Origin of the sequence: Microcoleus sp. F4-D5, from assembly GCF_036704885.1 — a bacterium.
Classification (GTDB): Bacteria; Cyanobacteriota; Cyanobacteriia; order Cyanobacteriales; family Microcoleaceae; genus Microcoleus.
The window spans coordinates 74,197-88,267 of record NZ_JAUBSX010000015.1; the positions used below are offsets into that span (position 1 = coordinate 74,197).

At 48.6% G+C, this 14,071-nt stretch carries 15 protein-coding genes; 5 read left to right on the forward strand and 10 right to left on the reverse strand.

What is annotated here, in order from left to right; genetic code table 11:
* Positions 1 to 2 precede the first annotated feature (2 nt).
* Both QUA80_RS09965 and holA read right to left on the reverse strand, forming a co-directional pair.
* Positions 3 to 1,043 (reverse strand): hypothetical protein, encoded by a 1,041-nt coding sequence (locus QUA80_RS09965; RefSeq protein WP_333423706.1) that lies wholly within the window; start codon positions 1,041 to 1,043, stop codon positions 3 to 5.
* Between the two features lie 326 nt (positions 1,044 to 1,369).
* Positions 1,370 to 2,347, reverse strand: a complete 978-nt coding sequence (holA, locus tag QUA80_RS09970) for a DNA polymerase III subunit delta (protein WP_333423708.1) — start codon at positions 2,345 to 2,347, stop codon at positions 1,370 to 1,372.
* A 176-nt stretch (positions 2,348 to 2,523) separates the two neighbouring features.
* Here holA and QUA80_RS09975 point away from each other — a divergent pair, with 176 nt between their 5' ends.
* Together QUA80_RS09975 and cbiE are read left to right on the forward strand one after the other, a co-directional pair.
* Entirely contained in the window at positions 2,524 to 3,264 is a 741-nt protein-coding gene (locus QUA80_RS09975; RefSeq protein ID WP_333423766.1) for a DUF1868 domain-containing protein, read from the forward strand.
* Positions 3,265 to 3,525: 261 nt separating this feature from the next.
* Positions 3,526 to 4,842, forward strand: a complete 1,317-nt coding sequence (cbiE, locus tag QUA80_RS09980) for a precorrin-6y C5,15-methyltransferase (decarboxylating) subunit CbiE (RefSeq protein WP_333423710.1) — start codon at positions 3,526 to 3,528, stop codon at positions 4,840 to 4,842.
* A 167-nt stretch (positions 4,843 to 5,009) separates the two neighbouring features.
* On the opposite strand, the gene QUA80_RS09985 is transcribed toward cbiE, so the two are convergent.
* The 6 genes from QUA80_RS09985 to rlmD all read right to left on the reverse strand — a co-directional run bounded on the left by QUA80_RS09985 (position 5,010) and on the right by rlmD (position 10,867).
* The gene (locus QUA80_RS09985; protein WP_333423711.1) at positions 5,010 to 5,879 is read right to left on the reverse strand and encodes a CPBP family glutamic-type intramembrane protease; all 870 of its coding nucleotides are present in this window, start codon (positions 5,877 to 5,879) and stop codon (positions 5,010 to 5,012) included.
* A 78-nt stretch (positions 5,880 to 5,957) separates the two neighbouring features.
* Positions 5,958 to 6,998 (reverse strand): UDP-3-O-(3-hydroxymyristoyl)glucosamine N-acyltransferase, encoded by a 1,041-nt coding sequence (lpxD, locus tag QUA80_RS09990; RefSeq protein WP_333423713.1) that lies wholly within the window; start codon positions 6,996 to 6,998, stop codon positions 5,958 to 5,960.
* 142 nt (positions 6,999 to 7,140) lie between these two features.
* Positions 7,141 to 7,458, reverse strand: coding sequence for a YkvA family protein (locus tag QUA80_RS09995; protein ID WP_332978828.1), 318 nt, complete (start codon positions 7,456 to 7,458; stop codon positions 7,141 to 7,143).
* Positions 7,459 to 7,880: 422 nt separating this feature from the next.
* On the reverse strand, positions 7,881 to 9,149 hold the full coding sequence (locus QUA80_RS10000; protein ID WP_333423715.1) for an SPFH domain-containing protein: 1,269 nt from the start codon (positions 9,147 to 9,149) through the stop codon (positions 7,881 to 7,883).
* Complete coding sequence (locus QUA80_RS10005) at positions 9,131 to 9,301, reverse strand: GNAT family N-acetyltransferase (protein WP_333423717.1); 171 nt, start codon at positions 9,299 to 9,301, stop codon at positions 9,131 to 9,133. Before QUA80_RS10005 ends, QUA80_RS10000 begins: the two co-directional genes overlap by 19 nt.
* A 153-nt stretch (positions 9,302 to 9,454) precedes the next feature.
* Positions 9,455 to 10,867, reverse strand: coding sequence for a 23S rRNA (uracil(1939)-C(5))-methyltransferase RlmD (rlmD, locus tag QUA80_RS10010; RefSeq protein ID WP_333423719.1), 1,413 nt, complete (start codon positions 10,865 to 10,867; stop codon positions 9,455 to 9,457).
* 23 nt (positions 10,868 to 10,890) lie between these two features.
* On the opposite strand from rlmD, the gene QUA80_RS10015 reads away from it, so the two are divergent.
* On the forward strand, positions 10,891 to 11,256 hold the full coding sequence (locus QUA80_RS10015) for a hypothetical protein (RefSeq protein ID WP_333423721.1): 366 nt from the start codon (positions 10,891 to 10,893) through the stop codon (positions 11,254 to 11,256).
* An 83-nt stretch (positions 11,257 to 11,339) separates the two neighbouring features.
* Positions 11,340 to 11,825 (forward strand): allophycocyanin subunit alpha-B, encoded by a 486-nt coding sequence (locus QUA80_RS10020; protein ID WP_333423723.1) that lies wholly within the window; start codon positions 11,340 to 11,342, stop codon positions 11,823 to 11,825.
* Positions 11,826 to 11,952: 127 nt separating this feature from the next.
* On the opposite strand, the gene QUA80_RS10025 is transcribed toward QUA80_RS10020, so the two are convergent.
* Positions 11,953 to 12,237: a hypothetical protein gene (locus QUA80_RS10025; protein WP_333423725.1), complete on the reverse strand. Its 285-nt coding sequence runs from the start codon at positions 12,235 to 12,237 to the stop codon at positions 11,953 to 11,955.
* 324 nt (positions 12,238 to 12,561) lie between these two features.
* On the opposite strand from QUA80_RS10025, the gene QUA80_RS10030 reads away from it, so the two are divergent.
* Entirely contained in the window at positions 12,562 to 12,963 is a 402-nt protein-coding gene (locus QUA80_RS10030; protein WP_172192721.1) for a helix-turn-helix domain-containing protein, read from the forward strand.
* 127 nt (positions 12,964 to 13,090) lie between these two features.
* On the opposite strand, the gene mazG is transcribed toward QUA80_RS10030, so the two are convergent.
* Positions 13,091 to 13,918, reverse strand: a complete 828-nt coding sequence (gene mazG, locus QUA80_RS10035) for a nucleoside triphosphate pyrophosphohydrolase (RefSeq protein ID WP_333423726.1) — start codon at positions 13,916 to 13,918, stop codon at positions 13,091 to 13,093.
* Positions 13,919 to 14,071: the final 153 nt, after the last annotated feature.

Consider the following 14,071-nt stretch of genomic DNA (forward strand, 5'->3'; position numbering starts at 1 on the left):
TCTTAAGGCGCTGCCGCCGCCCTGCGGTTGGCAACAATCAGATTAGCCTGATACTCTGCGACTTTTTGCTGAGCCTTTTGATAGTTCGGGCTAGTTGACGGCACTGCTCTCATGAGCGCAACCGCTTTCTGCCACTCGCTTGCTACTGCAATCCACTCATTTTGAGACTGAGCCGTCTGGGCTAAAATTGCTGCATTCTGAGCTTTGTTCACGGCTTCCCTCCAAGAGTCAGGCTTAGGCGCGGCAGCTTTTGGTGCAGGAGAGGCTGGCTTGGGCGGCGCAGATGCCGGTGCAGCTTTGGGTGTTGGAGATGTCCCCGGAGCTGGGCTTGCGGGTACTGCAGCAGCATTGGGAGTAGCTGCGGGAACCCGAGAGGCGGCCTGTGGGGTGCCGGGAGATGCGCCCGGAGAGGATGGGGTTGCTTTAGATGCGGCAGATGGGGCTTTCGGGGAGGGGGAAGCAGCTTCGGGGACCGTCGGCTCTGGGTTCGAGCCGAAGGGGAAAGTTTTAGTAAAGAAAAGCCCTGCGATCGCCGCCAGAAACACTAAGATACCCACAGGTATTACCCATTTGGGGAATTGTTTTTTCGGAGGCGGGGCTTCCTCTTCCTCTTCCTCTTCGTCTTCGTCTTCGTCATCTCGATCGAATTCTCGATCTTGATAATAGTCTTCGCCTTCGGGCTCGACATCATCTAAACCTACAGAGTCGTCAGGCATTCCACTCTCGGAGGCGTAAAGCCTTTGCTCCGCGGGCATCAGATCGATTTCATCTTCCCACGCAGGCGAGCCGTCACCTGTTCGACGCCCGTAAACCTTTACAGTGTGAATTGATTCGACTCCCAAATTCGTCATCCCGCTGCGGATGAAATCGACCAATGCCATTTGACTCGGTACTTTGTCTGACTCCAGAATTATGTGGAGGCAGCCGTTATCCCGCGTCACATCGGCGTTGATGCCTTTGGGTTTGAGTGTACGGTTGATGCTAGATGCGATCGCTTTTGGATCGCCCTGCTTGAGAAGTTCCCGCAGGTTCTGTTGTGTCATGGGTAGCGCTCTTTTTGGGGGGGGTGGAGAGCCGGCAAATAATATTAACCGATCGGCGTTCGGCGGCGGACAATATGTATTTACCACATTAACTTCTACTGTCGCATTCTGAGAGTATTTCTAGCTAACTCGGCGGGATACCCCACACCATAATCTTCGATTCCCTGCGTGAATCAAAGCTAGGGCCATGACGAATTTAGTGAGGGAGGATGTCACTATCTATTCAAAACCTTTTGACCGCCGATCGGGGATCAAGCACATACCAGCGCTCGAAATTTGTTGTAAAAATTTACAGTGACGATCCCATCCCGCTGCGCTGTCGGACATCAGCTAAACAAGCTAGAAAGTTCTATAACTTTGGTTTGCAGGGTTGAGATTTCTTCCCGGCCCCGCTTTAAAGAAGCTTCTAAGTCTAGCAGCAAAGGCAAACTTTTTTGCAGTTTTTCTAAGCTGGCGTTCTTGACTTCTTGGCGAAAGTAGTATACTCGTTTGGGATTGCCGAGGTCTAAAGCTTGAGCTATTTTATCATCGCGATCGCCCGCTTGGATCATCGCCTTTACCCACAGCCAAGTCCGAAACTTACCAGTCAAGCCCGCCACAATCCTCAAACCAGGCTCGCTGCGGCCAGTTAAGCCGGCCAGTAAATCCAAAGCCGCGGACGTATTGCCCTCGCGAATCGCATCGGCTAGCTGGAAGGTATTCTGGGCGTGACAGCGCACCAGTGCTGCAACTTCCTCCGGGTTCAGAGGTTGGCTGCGGTTGCCCGCAAACAGCAGCAATTTTTCGAGTTCGCTGTATAGCTGGCGGGTATCGCTGCCAATGGATTCGGCCAAAAGTTCGATCGCCGTGGCCGTCAATTTGACGTTCATTTCGCCCGCGACTTGGCGCACCCGCTGGGCTAATTCTTTGTCATTCCAAGGCGGAATCGGCGAAAATTCCCGCACTTGGGCGGACTGGGAAATTAACTTGGTAGATTTGAGCCGGCTGTCGGGTTTTTTGACGGATGTCAGCAGCAGCACGGTGGTAGGGGGAATCACCGGCAGCGTCCGTTCCAATTGCGCTAACAGTTCTGGAGAGCACTGCTGCGTTACAGTCGTATTTGCCAGCCAGACAAAACGGCTGCCGGTACCGAAGGGGGGCGTTAAGGCTCGATCGAGCCCTTCGACCACAGCTCCGGCAGAATCGGCAATAACCTTGTCATAGTTAAAACTAGCCCAGTTGGGGTCGAGGACTGTTTGGCGCAAACTTGTCACAGCCTGCGCCATGGCAAAGTCGTCTTCCCCCCAAAACAGGTAAATTTGCATCAAAAAGGCTCAGTATCCAAAAAAATCAGAGTTGCACGTTAGGCAAGTCCAACATATCCTGAATGGAACTGTTGGATGCCCGCAGCATAATATAAAATTTGGTGTGGGAGTTTGTCACCGCGAGGAAATCAAGATTGGATGATACTTATCAAGCTTACGTAAATCGGGTGGCGCGAATGACGCTGCTGGACTCCTACAAGTCCCAGGTGGAACACATTCAGGAATCTCCAAAATTTAAGCCCGACGAAGCCGGTCACAGATATCCTGTACCTTTTCCGGGTTATTCGGTGATTACGCCGCCTGCTGGGGAAGATGCAGAAAATGCTGCACTTTATAGTAATTTGCAGTCGATCCAACAACGGCTATTGCAGGAAATAGCGGAGGGTGCGCTCGTGGCACTGCCTCCCGATACCTTCCATTTAACCGTAGCCGATTTGATTTGGAGCAGCGCTTTTCAAGATGCCTCTGATAAAAATCCAGAATTTGAGGAGCAACTGCGCTCGCGCATGGCCGATCGTTTTGCCGCCTGCAAACCCTTGGCGGGCGGCGGTCCCATTCGCTGGATAGTGCTGGGGTTGATGGTGATGACTAGAGCTGTGGGTGTTTGTTTGGCACCGACGGACGAAAACTCTTACAAGCAAATTCTGGAGTTTCGCCGATCGATCTATCAAAATCCCGATTTAATTGCTTTAGGAATCGAACAGCAATATCATTTTACGGCACACATTACTCTGGCTTATTTTGGGGACACCGGGCCGAACCTAGACCGCGAGCGCTTGTGCACTTTGCTGTCTGAGTTAAACGAGCAATGGCTGGACACGCCGCAAGAACAGTCCGTACACCGAGTGGAACTGCGGAAGTTTGAGGACATGGCCACCTACCTCCGGCAACCAGACTGGCCTGTTTTTGAGTTTTAACCAAGCAAGAGGGCTATACCGGCGAAGCTGAGCGGGTAAAAAGAGGGAAGAAGGAAGAAGGAAGAGGGAAGAAGGAAGATTTTTTCCCTTATCCCACCCTCCCCATCTCCCACTCTCTCGCCGACTCTCCCCTTCTCCCCTCTCCCCTGTGACAACACTCAGAATATTGCCTATTAAATGCTTTAATTATTTGGGCTTGGCAACAAAGTCAAGCAAAAAACTTATTATGAAAAATCAGAAAAAAACAGCTTTGCTCAAAAAGTGGCAGTACACGTTGTTGGTATAGGTTTAGATGGAGCTGCTGGGCTGAGTTCCTCGGCGCTGCAGGTTGTAGAAATGGCTGCTCTGCTAGTAGGGAGCGATCGACATTTGAGCTATTTTCCGCAGCTCTCCTGCGAGCGCTGGGTGCTAGCAGATTTGACGACCGCAATTGTCGAAATTCGGCGCTGGTTGGCTCAGGAGGCGGATTTAGAGCCGGATGCGGGGACGTTGGAAACCCCCATTTCCTCCTCTCAAGTAATTGTAATTTTGGTGGAGGGAGACCCGCTGTTCTACGGCTGGGGAAAGTTGTTAATTGCCCAATTGCCTGCAGAAAAATTGACTTTTCACCCCCACGTCAGTTCTGTGCAGTTGGCTTTTAACCGCTTGCAAATCCCTTGGCAAGACGCTCATTTTGTGGGCTCTCAAGGACGTTATTTTGAGGAACTGACTGCAAAACTCAAACTCGGTGTCGAGAAAATTGCAGTGCTCGCCGACGAAACTCATACTCCGGCGGCCCTGGCCAATTTGGTGAAAGCTCTAGATTTGCCTGCACGCTACCAGTTTTGGGTTTGCGAGAATTTGGGTTCGGCCCACGACGAGCGGGTGGGCCTCCGTTCTCTGTCTGCTTTGCTGGGAGAGTCTTTTGCACCGCTGAGCGTGGTTGTGATGCTGCGGGAGTCCCCGCCGAGGGCAGAACCTTTGGATTTGGAAAAGTTGCCTTTGTTGGGCATACCGGATGCAGCTTTTATCGGTTGTGGCGACAAGCCTGGTTTGACGGTTGAACGGGAAGTGCGGGTGTTGGTGCTGGCACAATTGGCTTTGCAACCGGGACATGTTATCTGGGATGTGGGTGCTGGCAACGGTTCTGTGTCGATCGAAATTGCTCGTTTATTCCCGCAGTCTGAGGTGTACGCGATCGAAAAAACGGTTTCTGGTACTTCTGCGATCGAGTTCAACTACGGCCGTTTTGGGCTGCAAAATGTGTTCTCGATTTACGGAACCGCCCCGGAAATCTTGCACCGCTTGCGTCCTCCGCACCGGATTTTTATTGGCTGCAGTGGCGGAGGATTGACTAAAATTTTGGGCGTTTGCGCGCTGCGGCTGCTCCCTGGAGGCTCGATCGTGTTGGCTTTGGATGCTTTTGAGGATATTGCTACTGTTTTGAGCTGGATGGGCGATCGGGTGCGCCGGGAACCGCACTGGAGTTACCGAATTCTGCAAGTGCAGTTATCGCGTTCTGTGGCTGGGGGGAATTCAACTCGTTTTGACGCGCTGCGGCCAGTTTCGATTGTGACGATCGATCGACACTTGAATTAATGTCTGAATTTTAACCGCCGATTAACGCAGATTAATGCCTGTGTTATCTGTGTTTTTTGTGGTTTTAGTTCTCGCTTGATTGAATCTAATCTTTTTTTACCGCAGAGGGCGCAGAGGGCGCAGAGGAAGAGAAGAGGTAATTTTAAAGGGGTTTGGGGTATTAGGTTTTAATTTTTAATTAACAAAAGCACGGCTGCTGTTGCTAGCAATAACAAAATTCCGGCTGCACCTGCTAGGGGTTTTGCTGCTATTCCTGTAATCCATTCCGGTGCGCGGCCTGTGGGATTAATTGCGCCTTCTGTATCTACGGTAGTTATACCCCAAATCCAAGCTGCGTGAATGCCGATCGCCAATCCTAAACTGCCATTGTCGGCGATGCGGGCTAATGTTAAAACCATCCCCATCAGCCACAATCCGGGCAGTTGCGGTAGAGTTTCTTTGGCTGCCCAAATTAGATGGGCGATCGCGAAAATGAAACTGGCGATCGCTGCTGCAATTAGCACTGAGTAATCTTGCTGGAGGATTGTTTGCAAGCAGCCGCGAAAGATTAACTCTTCTGTGGCGCTTATCCACAGTCCTAATAACAGAGTCAGCAGACTAGCAGGGTTAAAAATTAAACTCCAAAACTTAATTTTTATTTCGCCTGTTTCAGGGGAACTTTCGCTTTGTTTTATATCGATCCAGCCTGCGGTTAATTGCAGACCGAATAAAATTACTAAGCTGATTATTCCTAATCCTAATCCCCGCATTAATGACATCAAAACTGCGGGTTGCCAATCCCAACCCCAGTTAGTAAAAGATGCGTTTTCGATCCAACTTGTCGCCCATAAAATGAAGGGGACAATCAGGTAGAGAGAAGCTAGTAAAGGTAGTTTTTTGTTTCCCAGGGGTTGGGGTGGATGCCATTTGAGGGCGATCGCCAGGACGATCGCTGCGGGAAGCCACACAACAATCCAAGTTGAGAAAAACAAGATTATTTTGACAATTGCTGGTATTGACGGCGACAGCAATCGCAGGTTAGTTATACTATTCCACATTTAATGGGTTGCAACTATAATACTGTTGACTGTTAACTGTTAACTAATGACTGCTGACTGCTGCCAACTGCCAATTGACTACCGATCGAGCTTGCGCTGAATTTGCCTCAAAGATTGGTACATTTCCGGCAAGCGGTTGTAGATTGCTGCGGCTTTGAGAAATAGTTTGTGGGGAATTGCTGGAACGCCCGTCACGATCGCACCTGCTGCAACATCGCTGTGAATTCCGGCTTTAGCAGTGGCGATCGCCCCATCTCCGATTTTCGATTGATTGGCAATTCCCACTTGACCTGCCAAAATTACATTGTTGCCAATTTTTACCCCGCCGGCCATGCCGACTTGAGCGGCAAACGCACAATTTTTTCCTACTTGACAGCCATGACCTACGTGTACTAAGTTGTCAATTTTTGTATTTTGGCCGATGCGCGTTTCTCCGACAGCGGGCCTGTCGATCGTGCTGTTACAGCCAACCTCAACGCCCTCTTCTAATACAGTGCAGCCAGACTGCTCCATTTTCACCCACCCGGAGGCTGTCGGCACGAACCCAAAACCTTCGCTGCCGATCGCCGCACCGCTGTGAATCACGCAATTTGCCCCGATGCGAGTACGTTCGTGAATGACGCAATTAGCGTGTAAAACTGTGCCGGCGCCTATTTCCGCATCTGGGTAAATTACAACATTTGGGTGAATGCAAACGTTGCTGCCAATTTTGACTTTTGCTTGAATAACGGCGTGGGGGCCGATATAGACATTTTCACCAATTTCTGCTGAGGGGTGAACGGCTGCTGAGGGATGAATTTCGGATGCTGGGCGAAACGGTTGATAGAAAATGGCGATGGTTTCAGCAAACAGCAATCGCGGATCTGCTGCGGCAATCCAAGCAATGTTGCGATCGGTACATTGAGCTTGGAGGCTTTCATCTAAGGGTAAAATTAAAGCCGAAGCATTTGTAGTGGCTGTATGAGCGGCAAATTTAGCACCTTCTATGTAACTGATAGTACCCGATGCAGCTTCATCAACAGGGGCCGCGCCTGTAATTTCTGGATCGGTAGCAACCGACGCTGTGAGGCTGCGACTGGTGGCTAAATTAAGTTTTTGTACTATTTCGCTAAACTTCATCAAAAATTTGTTGTTAGCACAGATGGATCATAGTTAAAATTACCAGCTTTGGAGCACGATCTGAGCAGTTGCCATTTAAAAAACAAAAACCCCGATTTCTTGAAGAAGTCGGGGTTGTAGCGCTCGATTATTTTTGGCAAAATTATTTTACAGAAACTGCATCTACGTCAACGGTGCTGCCTTTGGCTTCAGAATAAGGGGCACCGGTGGCTTCGGATGCTGAAGCTGTCTCTGTTTGGCGGGATTTAAAGTAGTCGATCGCCATTTGGGACACTTCCGAAATCAGCAAGACTGCAATGGCCACATCGTCAATTTGTCCGACGACGGGGAGAAAGTCTGGGGCAATGTCGATCGGGCTTACCAGATATGCCAGGGTTCCCAGAATAATCCACCAGCGGTATTTGGGGTTGCGGAGGGTGTCGCGGTACCAGTTGTAAACAGATTGTATAGAAAAGTTCATGGGGTTGTCCTCTACTTATATTTTCAATCTTGACAAATTCTCGCTCGAAATGCTTGTGGAGATATCCCCCCTAGGGTTGGCAAGAGACTTCTACCTGGGAGTATAGGGAATTGGGGAGGGAGAAGTTGTCAAGCTGTGTCGGAATGGCGGGGACTCGTGACAACGCCCTACAGAAACCTGACTGATGAAAGGCGATGAAATTAATCTGCGTTTATCTGCGTTTATCTATTTTTATCTGCGGTAAAAAAACTTTCCTCTTGTTGACGGTAGATTCGGCATCTATTACTTGTATATTGTGATTAAAGCAAGTTACTGAGATTGGGTTTTTTTTAACCGCAGATGTCAGCAGATAAACACAGATGAACGCTGATGGGATTCATTTGTGTTTATCTGCTGTTTAAAAACATCTTCATATTTGTCACTCACGAATTTTGAAAGATCCATTTTTGGTCGCCGATCGCTATTTCGCAACCATTTGGCAGCCAAAAAGGCTCGTTAGCAGCCAGCCTCTGCCCACCCACAAAAGTGCCGTTGGAACTGCCGCTATCGACAAGCTGATATCGCTGTTTGCCAAGTTCGTCAGTGGCCCGGCGGATTTGAGCGTGGTAGCGGGAACTTTGCGGATCTTGCAATACTAAAGTGTTGGTTGGTTCGCGTCCAATTGTAAAGGGATTGGCTGTTAGGGCGATCGCCTCTCCAGAAAGTTTGTAGATTAAATATGCGGTTGTTTTGCGATCGCTGCTTGCGAGTACGGTTGGTGCAAGTTGGGGAGGATTTCTCCCAGCAGGGAGGCTATTTTGAGCAAGTTGTTGTGTCAGTTGTTCTAAATCTCGATCGAACCCTGCTGCTGTGTCAGAAGCTGGAAGACTCGCAGGAGAATTACCTGAAATTAAGTTTAACTGCTGTACGGGAGATTGAGGAACAATTGGACGGCCGGCTTCGGCAATTCTCATTTGCAGGGCGGCGGCATTTTCTGCTTCCTGTCGGGCACTCATTCCCTCAACTTGGCGAATAACTCCGTTGGTTTCGGGAAAGCTGACATCGCCAATTCGCACGTCTTCTAAGTTAAAACCTAGGGTATAAAAATCTTGGACGCGATCGAGCAAATTTTGGCGCAGCAACAGCCGTCCTTGACTGATAAGCTGTTGTAGGGGTATTTGCCCGATCGCTAAGCCCATACAATCCTTAACTGCACTTGCTAAAACAGCTAGAGGATCGGACAATTCCAAAGCTACTCGTTTCGGATCTATAACTTGATAAATAACAGTCAGAGTGGCATCAATTAAAAATCGATCCTTAGACAAAAAATCTCCGTGCGACTGTACCTCCAAATTGCGGAGTTTGGTGTCTACGATGACAATTTGACACTGTTCTAGCAGGGGAAGGGCGAAGCTGAAATGCCGCCCGGATTTTAGGGTACGCACGACGCGGCCGTTTTTGACCAACAAACCCGTGTAACCCGCCCCTATAAAGTCCATACTAAACCCGGCCCAGCGTTCTGGAGTCACGGTTTGAATCAGGGGAGAAGCGTTGTTCATGGGATGCAGTTGAGGGAGGGGAGATTCTATTTTTAGGGTAACAAATTGCTGGGGGCGAGCGATCGGGCGGTGTGCCGATTCCGCAACCTCTATTCTATACTTCTGGACTCCCCCCGATTCAGGCCGGACTGGATCTAGCTTGTACCCCAGCAATCTACCTTCTGTTTGTACTGCATTCCCACTTTTGCCATCAGGCGCGGCGAAGCAATATTTGCCGCTTTGGAAATCGCTACAATGCGATCGAGTCCGAGAGTTTGAAACCCGTATTCTAATATAGCAAACGCTGCTTCAGTTACCGAACTCACGCCCCTAGCTTATATCTATTTGTACTCACTTACTCACTCGGCTTAACTTGCATACATTCGCAAAAAATATTTAAATTATCTGCGTTGCATCTGCGGTTTCCCTATCAATCAAAGATTTATGCAATAAGTCTAGTAGCCCGATCGCCCTTTCATTCACCTGACCAAAAAAGCCGCACACTCAACATGAGAAGTCTGAGGAAAGAAATCCGCCGGCTGCACTCGCGCTAACTTATAATCCCCATTTTCGCACAAAATCTTCAGGTCGCGAGCCAAAGTAGCAGGCTTGCAGCTAACATAAACAATGCGATTTGGTTTGATTTCTTTGATAGCTTCCAAAACCGCGCGATCGCACCCTTTCCTCGGCGGATCTAGCAGCAAAATATCAGGTGTCAATCCCAACGAAGGCAGCAAATTCTCTACAGTTCCGGCCTGAAACTCGACATTTCTCACGTCATTTAACTCAGCATTTAAATTGGCTTGTTCGATCGCCGCCGGCTGCACTTCTAAACCAATGGCTATTTTTACTTGTTTTGCCAGGGGTAAAGTAAAAGTACCAATGCCGCAGAAAGCGTCAACCAAAATTTCGTTTCCCTGCAAATTCAATTCCCCTACGATCGTCTCTAACAACGCTTCAGCCGCCTCTGTATTAACCTGGAAAAAAGTATCTGCTCTTAGCTGAAATTTCAAACCAGCAAAGCTTTCTCGCAGATATGAACGACCCGCAATGCAGCGAGTCTCAGTACCAAAAATCACATTAGTTTGAGCCGGATTTATATTCAAACAAACCCCTGCCAGTTGAGGATATTGTTTCAGCCACTCTGATGCTTGCTCTTCTAGTCCCGGCAACTCTCCAGTGCGAACTATTAAAGTTAGCAGCATCTCGCCGGTGCGCCGTCCGATCCGCAAGGACAAGTGACGCAATTCTCCTGTATGTTTCTTTTCGTCGTAGACTTGCCAATCCCGCCAGTGGATGTCTTCTTTGACTTCTTTTAACAAAGGATTGAGGCGCGGATCTTGCACCGGACACTGATTGAGATTGACTAATTTGTGGGTGCTTTTTTGATAGTAACCTGCTTGAACTTGACCTGTCGCAGATATTGCCACGGGATAAGTCGCTTTGTTGCGGTATCCCAAAAATTGGGGAAATCCCTCGATTTTTCCCGTTAAAATTTCATCGACTTGCAGATTACTAAATCCGCCAATCCGTTCTAAGGCTTGAATGATTTGATTTTGCTTGGCTGCAAGCTGATATTGATAGTCTACGTGCTGCCACTGACAGCCGCCGCACTTGTCGGCGACAATGCAGTTAGCTCGGATGCGGTGTTCGGATGCTTCGAGAAGTGTGTCCAGCTTGCCTGTAGCATAGGTGGATTTGACTTGCACGAGGCGGACAAGGACTCGATCGCCCGTCACGGTATCGGGCACAAACACCACTAACTCACCAAAACGACCAACTCCGTCGCCGGTGTCTGTCAAGTCGGTAATCTCTATCTCAATCAGTTGACCTTGCTGGCAAGGGTTTGCCAATTTCGTCGAGTTTGGGGTCGGGAATTTAGATTTGGTCACAAGTAGTCGTGGTAGGATTTAATATGGTAATGCAATATCGCTCTCTCTTTCCTGAGATAAGTCGTAGCGAAGCGGGGCGCAAGCCATCGCACTCAAACTCAATTGCAGGCTGTCTTCCTGCTGCTGAAAGTCTTGCTGCTAAAGCCAAGCTTCAACCGGGGAGTCCAGCTTGTCACGAGTTGCCTCGATATCGTCGTCAGTGCGATCTGCTGTTGGGGCGATTTAGCAAAAACTGGTTAAACAGTCAAAGTGCCTGCCGACATCAAAACTCTCACTCGCAATTTTTGAGTTTTTCCCGCAGTACCCTGGAACACAAGGAAACTGGCTTGAACATCAAGCATAACGCTTGGGGAGATTTACCCTCTACTTCTAGGATTGATAAATGTTAGGAGCAAGGCAAGTCTGCGAACCAAGAATCCCGTCGCCAACAGATGGGAATGTTTATTAATGTTATCCTCAAATTTGAATAACAATGAGCGTAGTTAGCCAATTAATTCTCCAAGCCGACGACGAACTTCGTTATCCCAGTACCGGCGAACTCCAAAGTATCAATGATTTCTTTAAAACCGGAGAACAGCGGGTGCGTATTGCTACTGCGCTGTCTGACAGTGAGAAGAAAATTGTTGAAGAAGCTAGTAAAAAACTCTGGAAAAAACGACCTGATTTTATCTCTCCTGGGGGCAATGCTTACGGTCAGCGCGAACGGGCTTTGTGTCTGCGCGACTACGGCTGGTACTTGCGCCTGATTACCTACGGTATCTTGGCCGGTGACAAGGAGCCGATCGAAAGCATCGGTTTGATTGGCGTTCGGGAAATGTATAATTCTCTCGGCGTTCCTGTTCCTGGCATGGTCGAAGCTATCCGCTGTTTGAAGGAAGCTTCTTTGGCTTTGCTCAATCAGGAGGATGCTAAGGAAGCAGCTCCTTATTTTGATTATATCGCTCAGGCAATGTCTTAATTGCTTTGGCGATCGCTTTCATGGATGTGGCGGAGCATTCGCGGGTGATTTTTGGGGTGATTCGATCTCGCAATTGCTCGCAAATGTTTCGCTTCTGTTTTGGGCAAGGAAATCTGCCTAATTTCTGTTAGGAAGCAATGCTGTTTAAGCTTTCCCAGATGTTGAGTTCGTCTTGTCTTTCAATGCACATTTGATTTAAAAAGTCAAGTGTTTTTGGGAGACATTGTTTTTTGAATTTCCGGCTGTCGTAGTGAATAGATGTTTTGAGCTGCGAGAGTTCTCTAAGAGTGGGGCAGGTTTGGATGTGATGGGCGATCCTCTTCGAGGGCTTCGCTAACGCATTTTGCCATTCTTCCAGCCTCCGGTAGCTGACAAACAGGCCGCCTCTGTCCCGCCGGTGCACGAAAACCACGAAAGCCCAGGATTCGACTCGCTTAATTTGATTTTGGCTGATTTTGAGCAGTTGGGCGATGGCTACGCCCCGGCTTACGCCTACGACCTGAGTGTGATGCGGAGCTTTTTCGAGGGTTGGATGCGGCGAAACAGTGCTGTCATAGCTGTATACTCAGAGTTTGAGAGGCAAGTTCTGTTGAGAGTCAATTACATATTACTATATCAGAGTCTTATTGCACTTGTGCAAAGAGATTTAATTTAAACTTCTTAAGCTCAGATGTTGCTCGTGCAACCCTCAATCATTGATGCTGTGCTAGTTTGAGAGTTAACGTAGGTGGGAAAAATGTCAGGACTCTCTAACAAGGCTGTGGTGGACAAAGAGCAGGAATTGCGTCCCGTTCGCTTCACTGAAACGGGGCGGATGCGTTTGGGGAAGATTTTAAAAGCAGCAAGACAGACAACAGGCTGGTCTGTCAGCGAAACAGAGTTTAAAACCAAGGGATACGAAGAGGCGCTGTTCACAGCGACAAATCAACCCGTACCCAAAGATGTGGGTATCAGTGCCGCAACAGTCAACCGTTACGAACGCGGGAAGCTGGATAATTTGGATTGGCGATCGCTCTCTCTGTTATGCTTTGTGCTCAAGCCGATCGATCCGGTGACAGGGGAAGCCCTGGAACCTACAAATGCGCTTTATATCGCGTGCGAACATCCGCCGTATAATGACGCTAAGCTTTACGAGTAGTTGATTGCTGACATCTGAACTGATGCAACCAAATTCTTGAGATTGGGAGTTTTGAACCGCAGATATTAGCGGATGAACGCTGATGAACGCTGATGTGATTTTATCTGTGTTTATCTGCGGTGATTGATTACCGATCGCCCTTTTGTTTAGCAATTAAAGCTTTAGCTTGCTGCCACAGAGATTCTAACTCTTCTGCGGCATAATCCGACAAAGGTCGATCGCACGCAGCCTCCACCTTCGCAAACCGCTGCACGAAGCGATCGTTTGTTCCCTGCAAAGCAGCCGACGGATCTAAATCGTACCAGCGGGCTAATTGAACCAACACAAACATAATATCTCCCAATTCTGACTCCTGCGCTGCCTTATCCTCGTGTTTGAGAGCGTGTTCAAATTCTGCCATTTCTTCGTGAAATTTATCCCAAACGCCGTCTACACTGTCCCAATCAAAACTCACTTCCGCAGCTTTTTGAGAGATTTTCATCCCGGCGGCGATCGGCGGCAAAGTGCTGGCATAACGGCTCATTTTCGAGGCTAAAGTTGCCGGCTTTTCCGAAGTCGTGCCTTTTTCTGCTGCTTTGATTTTTTCCCAGTTTTCGTTGACTTCATCGACGCTGTTGATCTCGACATCGCCGAAGACGTGGGGATGTCGCCGAATTAGTTTGTCTGTGATGCCCGCAGCGATTTCGGCGAGGGTAAACTGATTGGATTCGCTGGCAATTTGAGCTTGCAGAATTACCTGTAACAGTAAGTCGCCCAATTCTTCGACGATCGCATCTTTATCTCCTTTGCGAATCGCGTCGGCGGTTTCATAAGCTTCTTCGATTATGTGAGGAATTAGAGTTTGGGGAGTTTGGGCTAAATCCCAAGGACATCCGCCGTCTGGCGATCGCAATTTAGCCACAACTTCTATGAGTTCTTCGAGTGCTGTGAGCGATCGACTTTCAGAATTCGACATAATAATTTACCTTTTATATCAACCGCCAAGACGGTTATAACGTTGTTAATGGCTCCAACCATTGATTGTATTACTTCTTCCTTCTTCCTTCTTCCTTCTGCCTTCTGCTGATTGTATTAATTCTTCCTTCTTACTTCTTCCTTCTTCCTTCTT

Bases quoted from the DNA above. Each gene is read 5' to 3' on its own strand.
- QUA80_RS09975 (WP_333423766.1), top strand. From the start codon at position 2,524: ATGACGCTGCTGGACTCCTACAAGTCCCAGGTGGAACACATTCAGGAA.
- QUA80_RS10020 (WP_333423723.1), top strand. From the start codon at position 11,340: ATGAGCGTAGTTAGCCAATTAATTCTCCAAGCCGACGACGAACTTCGT.
- QUA80_RS09995 (WP_332978828.1), bottom strand. From the start codon at position 7,458: ATGAACTTTTCTATACAATCTGTTTACAACTGGTACCGCGACACCCTC.
- QUA80_RS10015 (WP_333423721.1), top strand. From the start codon at position 10,891: ATGGTAATGCAATATCGCTCTCTCTTTCCTGAGATAAGTCGTAGCGAA.
- QUA80_RS09965 (WP_333423706.1), bottom strand. From the start codon at position 1,043: ATGACACAACAGAACCTGCGGGAACTTCTCAAGCAGGGCGATCCAAAA.
- lpxD (WP_333423713.1), bottom strand. From the start codon at position 6,998: ATGAAGTTTAGCGAAATAGTACAAAAACTTAATTTAGCCACCAGTCGC.
- QUA80_RS10030 (WP_172192721.1), top strand. From the start codon at position 12,562: ATGTCAGGACTCTCTAACAAGGCTGTGGTGGACAAAGAGCAGGAATTG.
- mazG (WP_333423726.1), bottom strand. From the start codon at position 13,918: ATGTCGAATTCTGAAAGTCGATCGCTCACAGCACTCGAAGAACTCATA.
- QUA80_RS09985 (WP_333423711.1), bottom strand. From the start codon at position 5,879: ATGTGGAATAGTATAACTAACCTGCGATTGCTGTCGCCGTCAATACCA.
- holA (WP_333423708.1), bottom strand. From the start codon at position 2,347: ATGCAAATTTACCTGTTTTGGGGGGAAGACGACTTTGCCATGGCGCAG.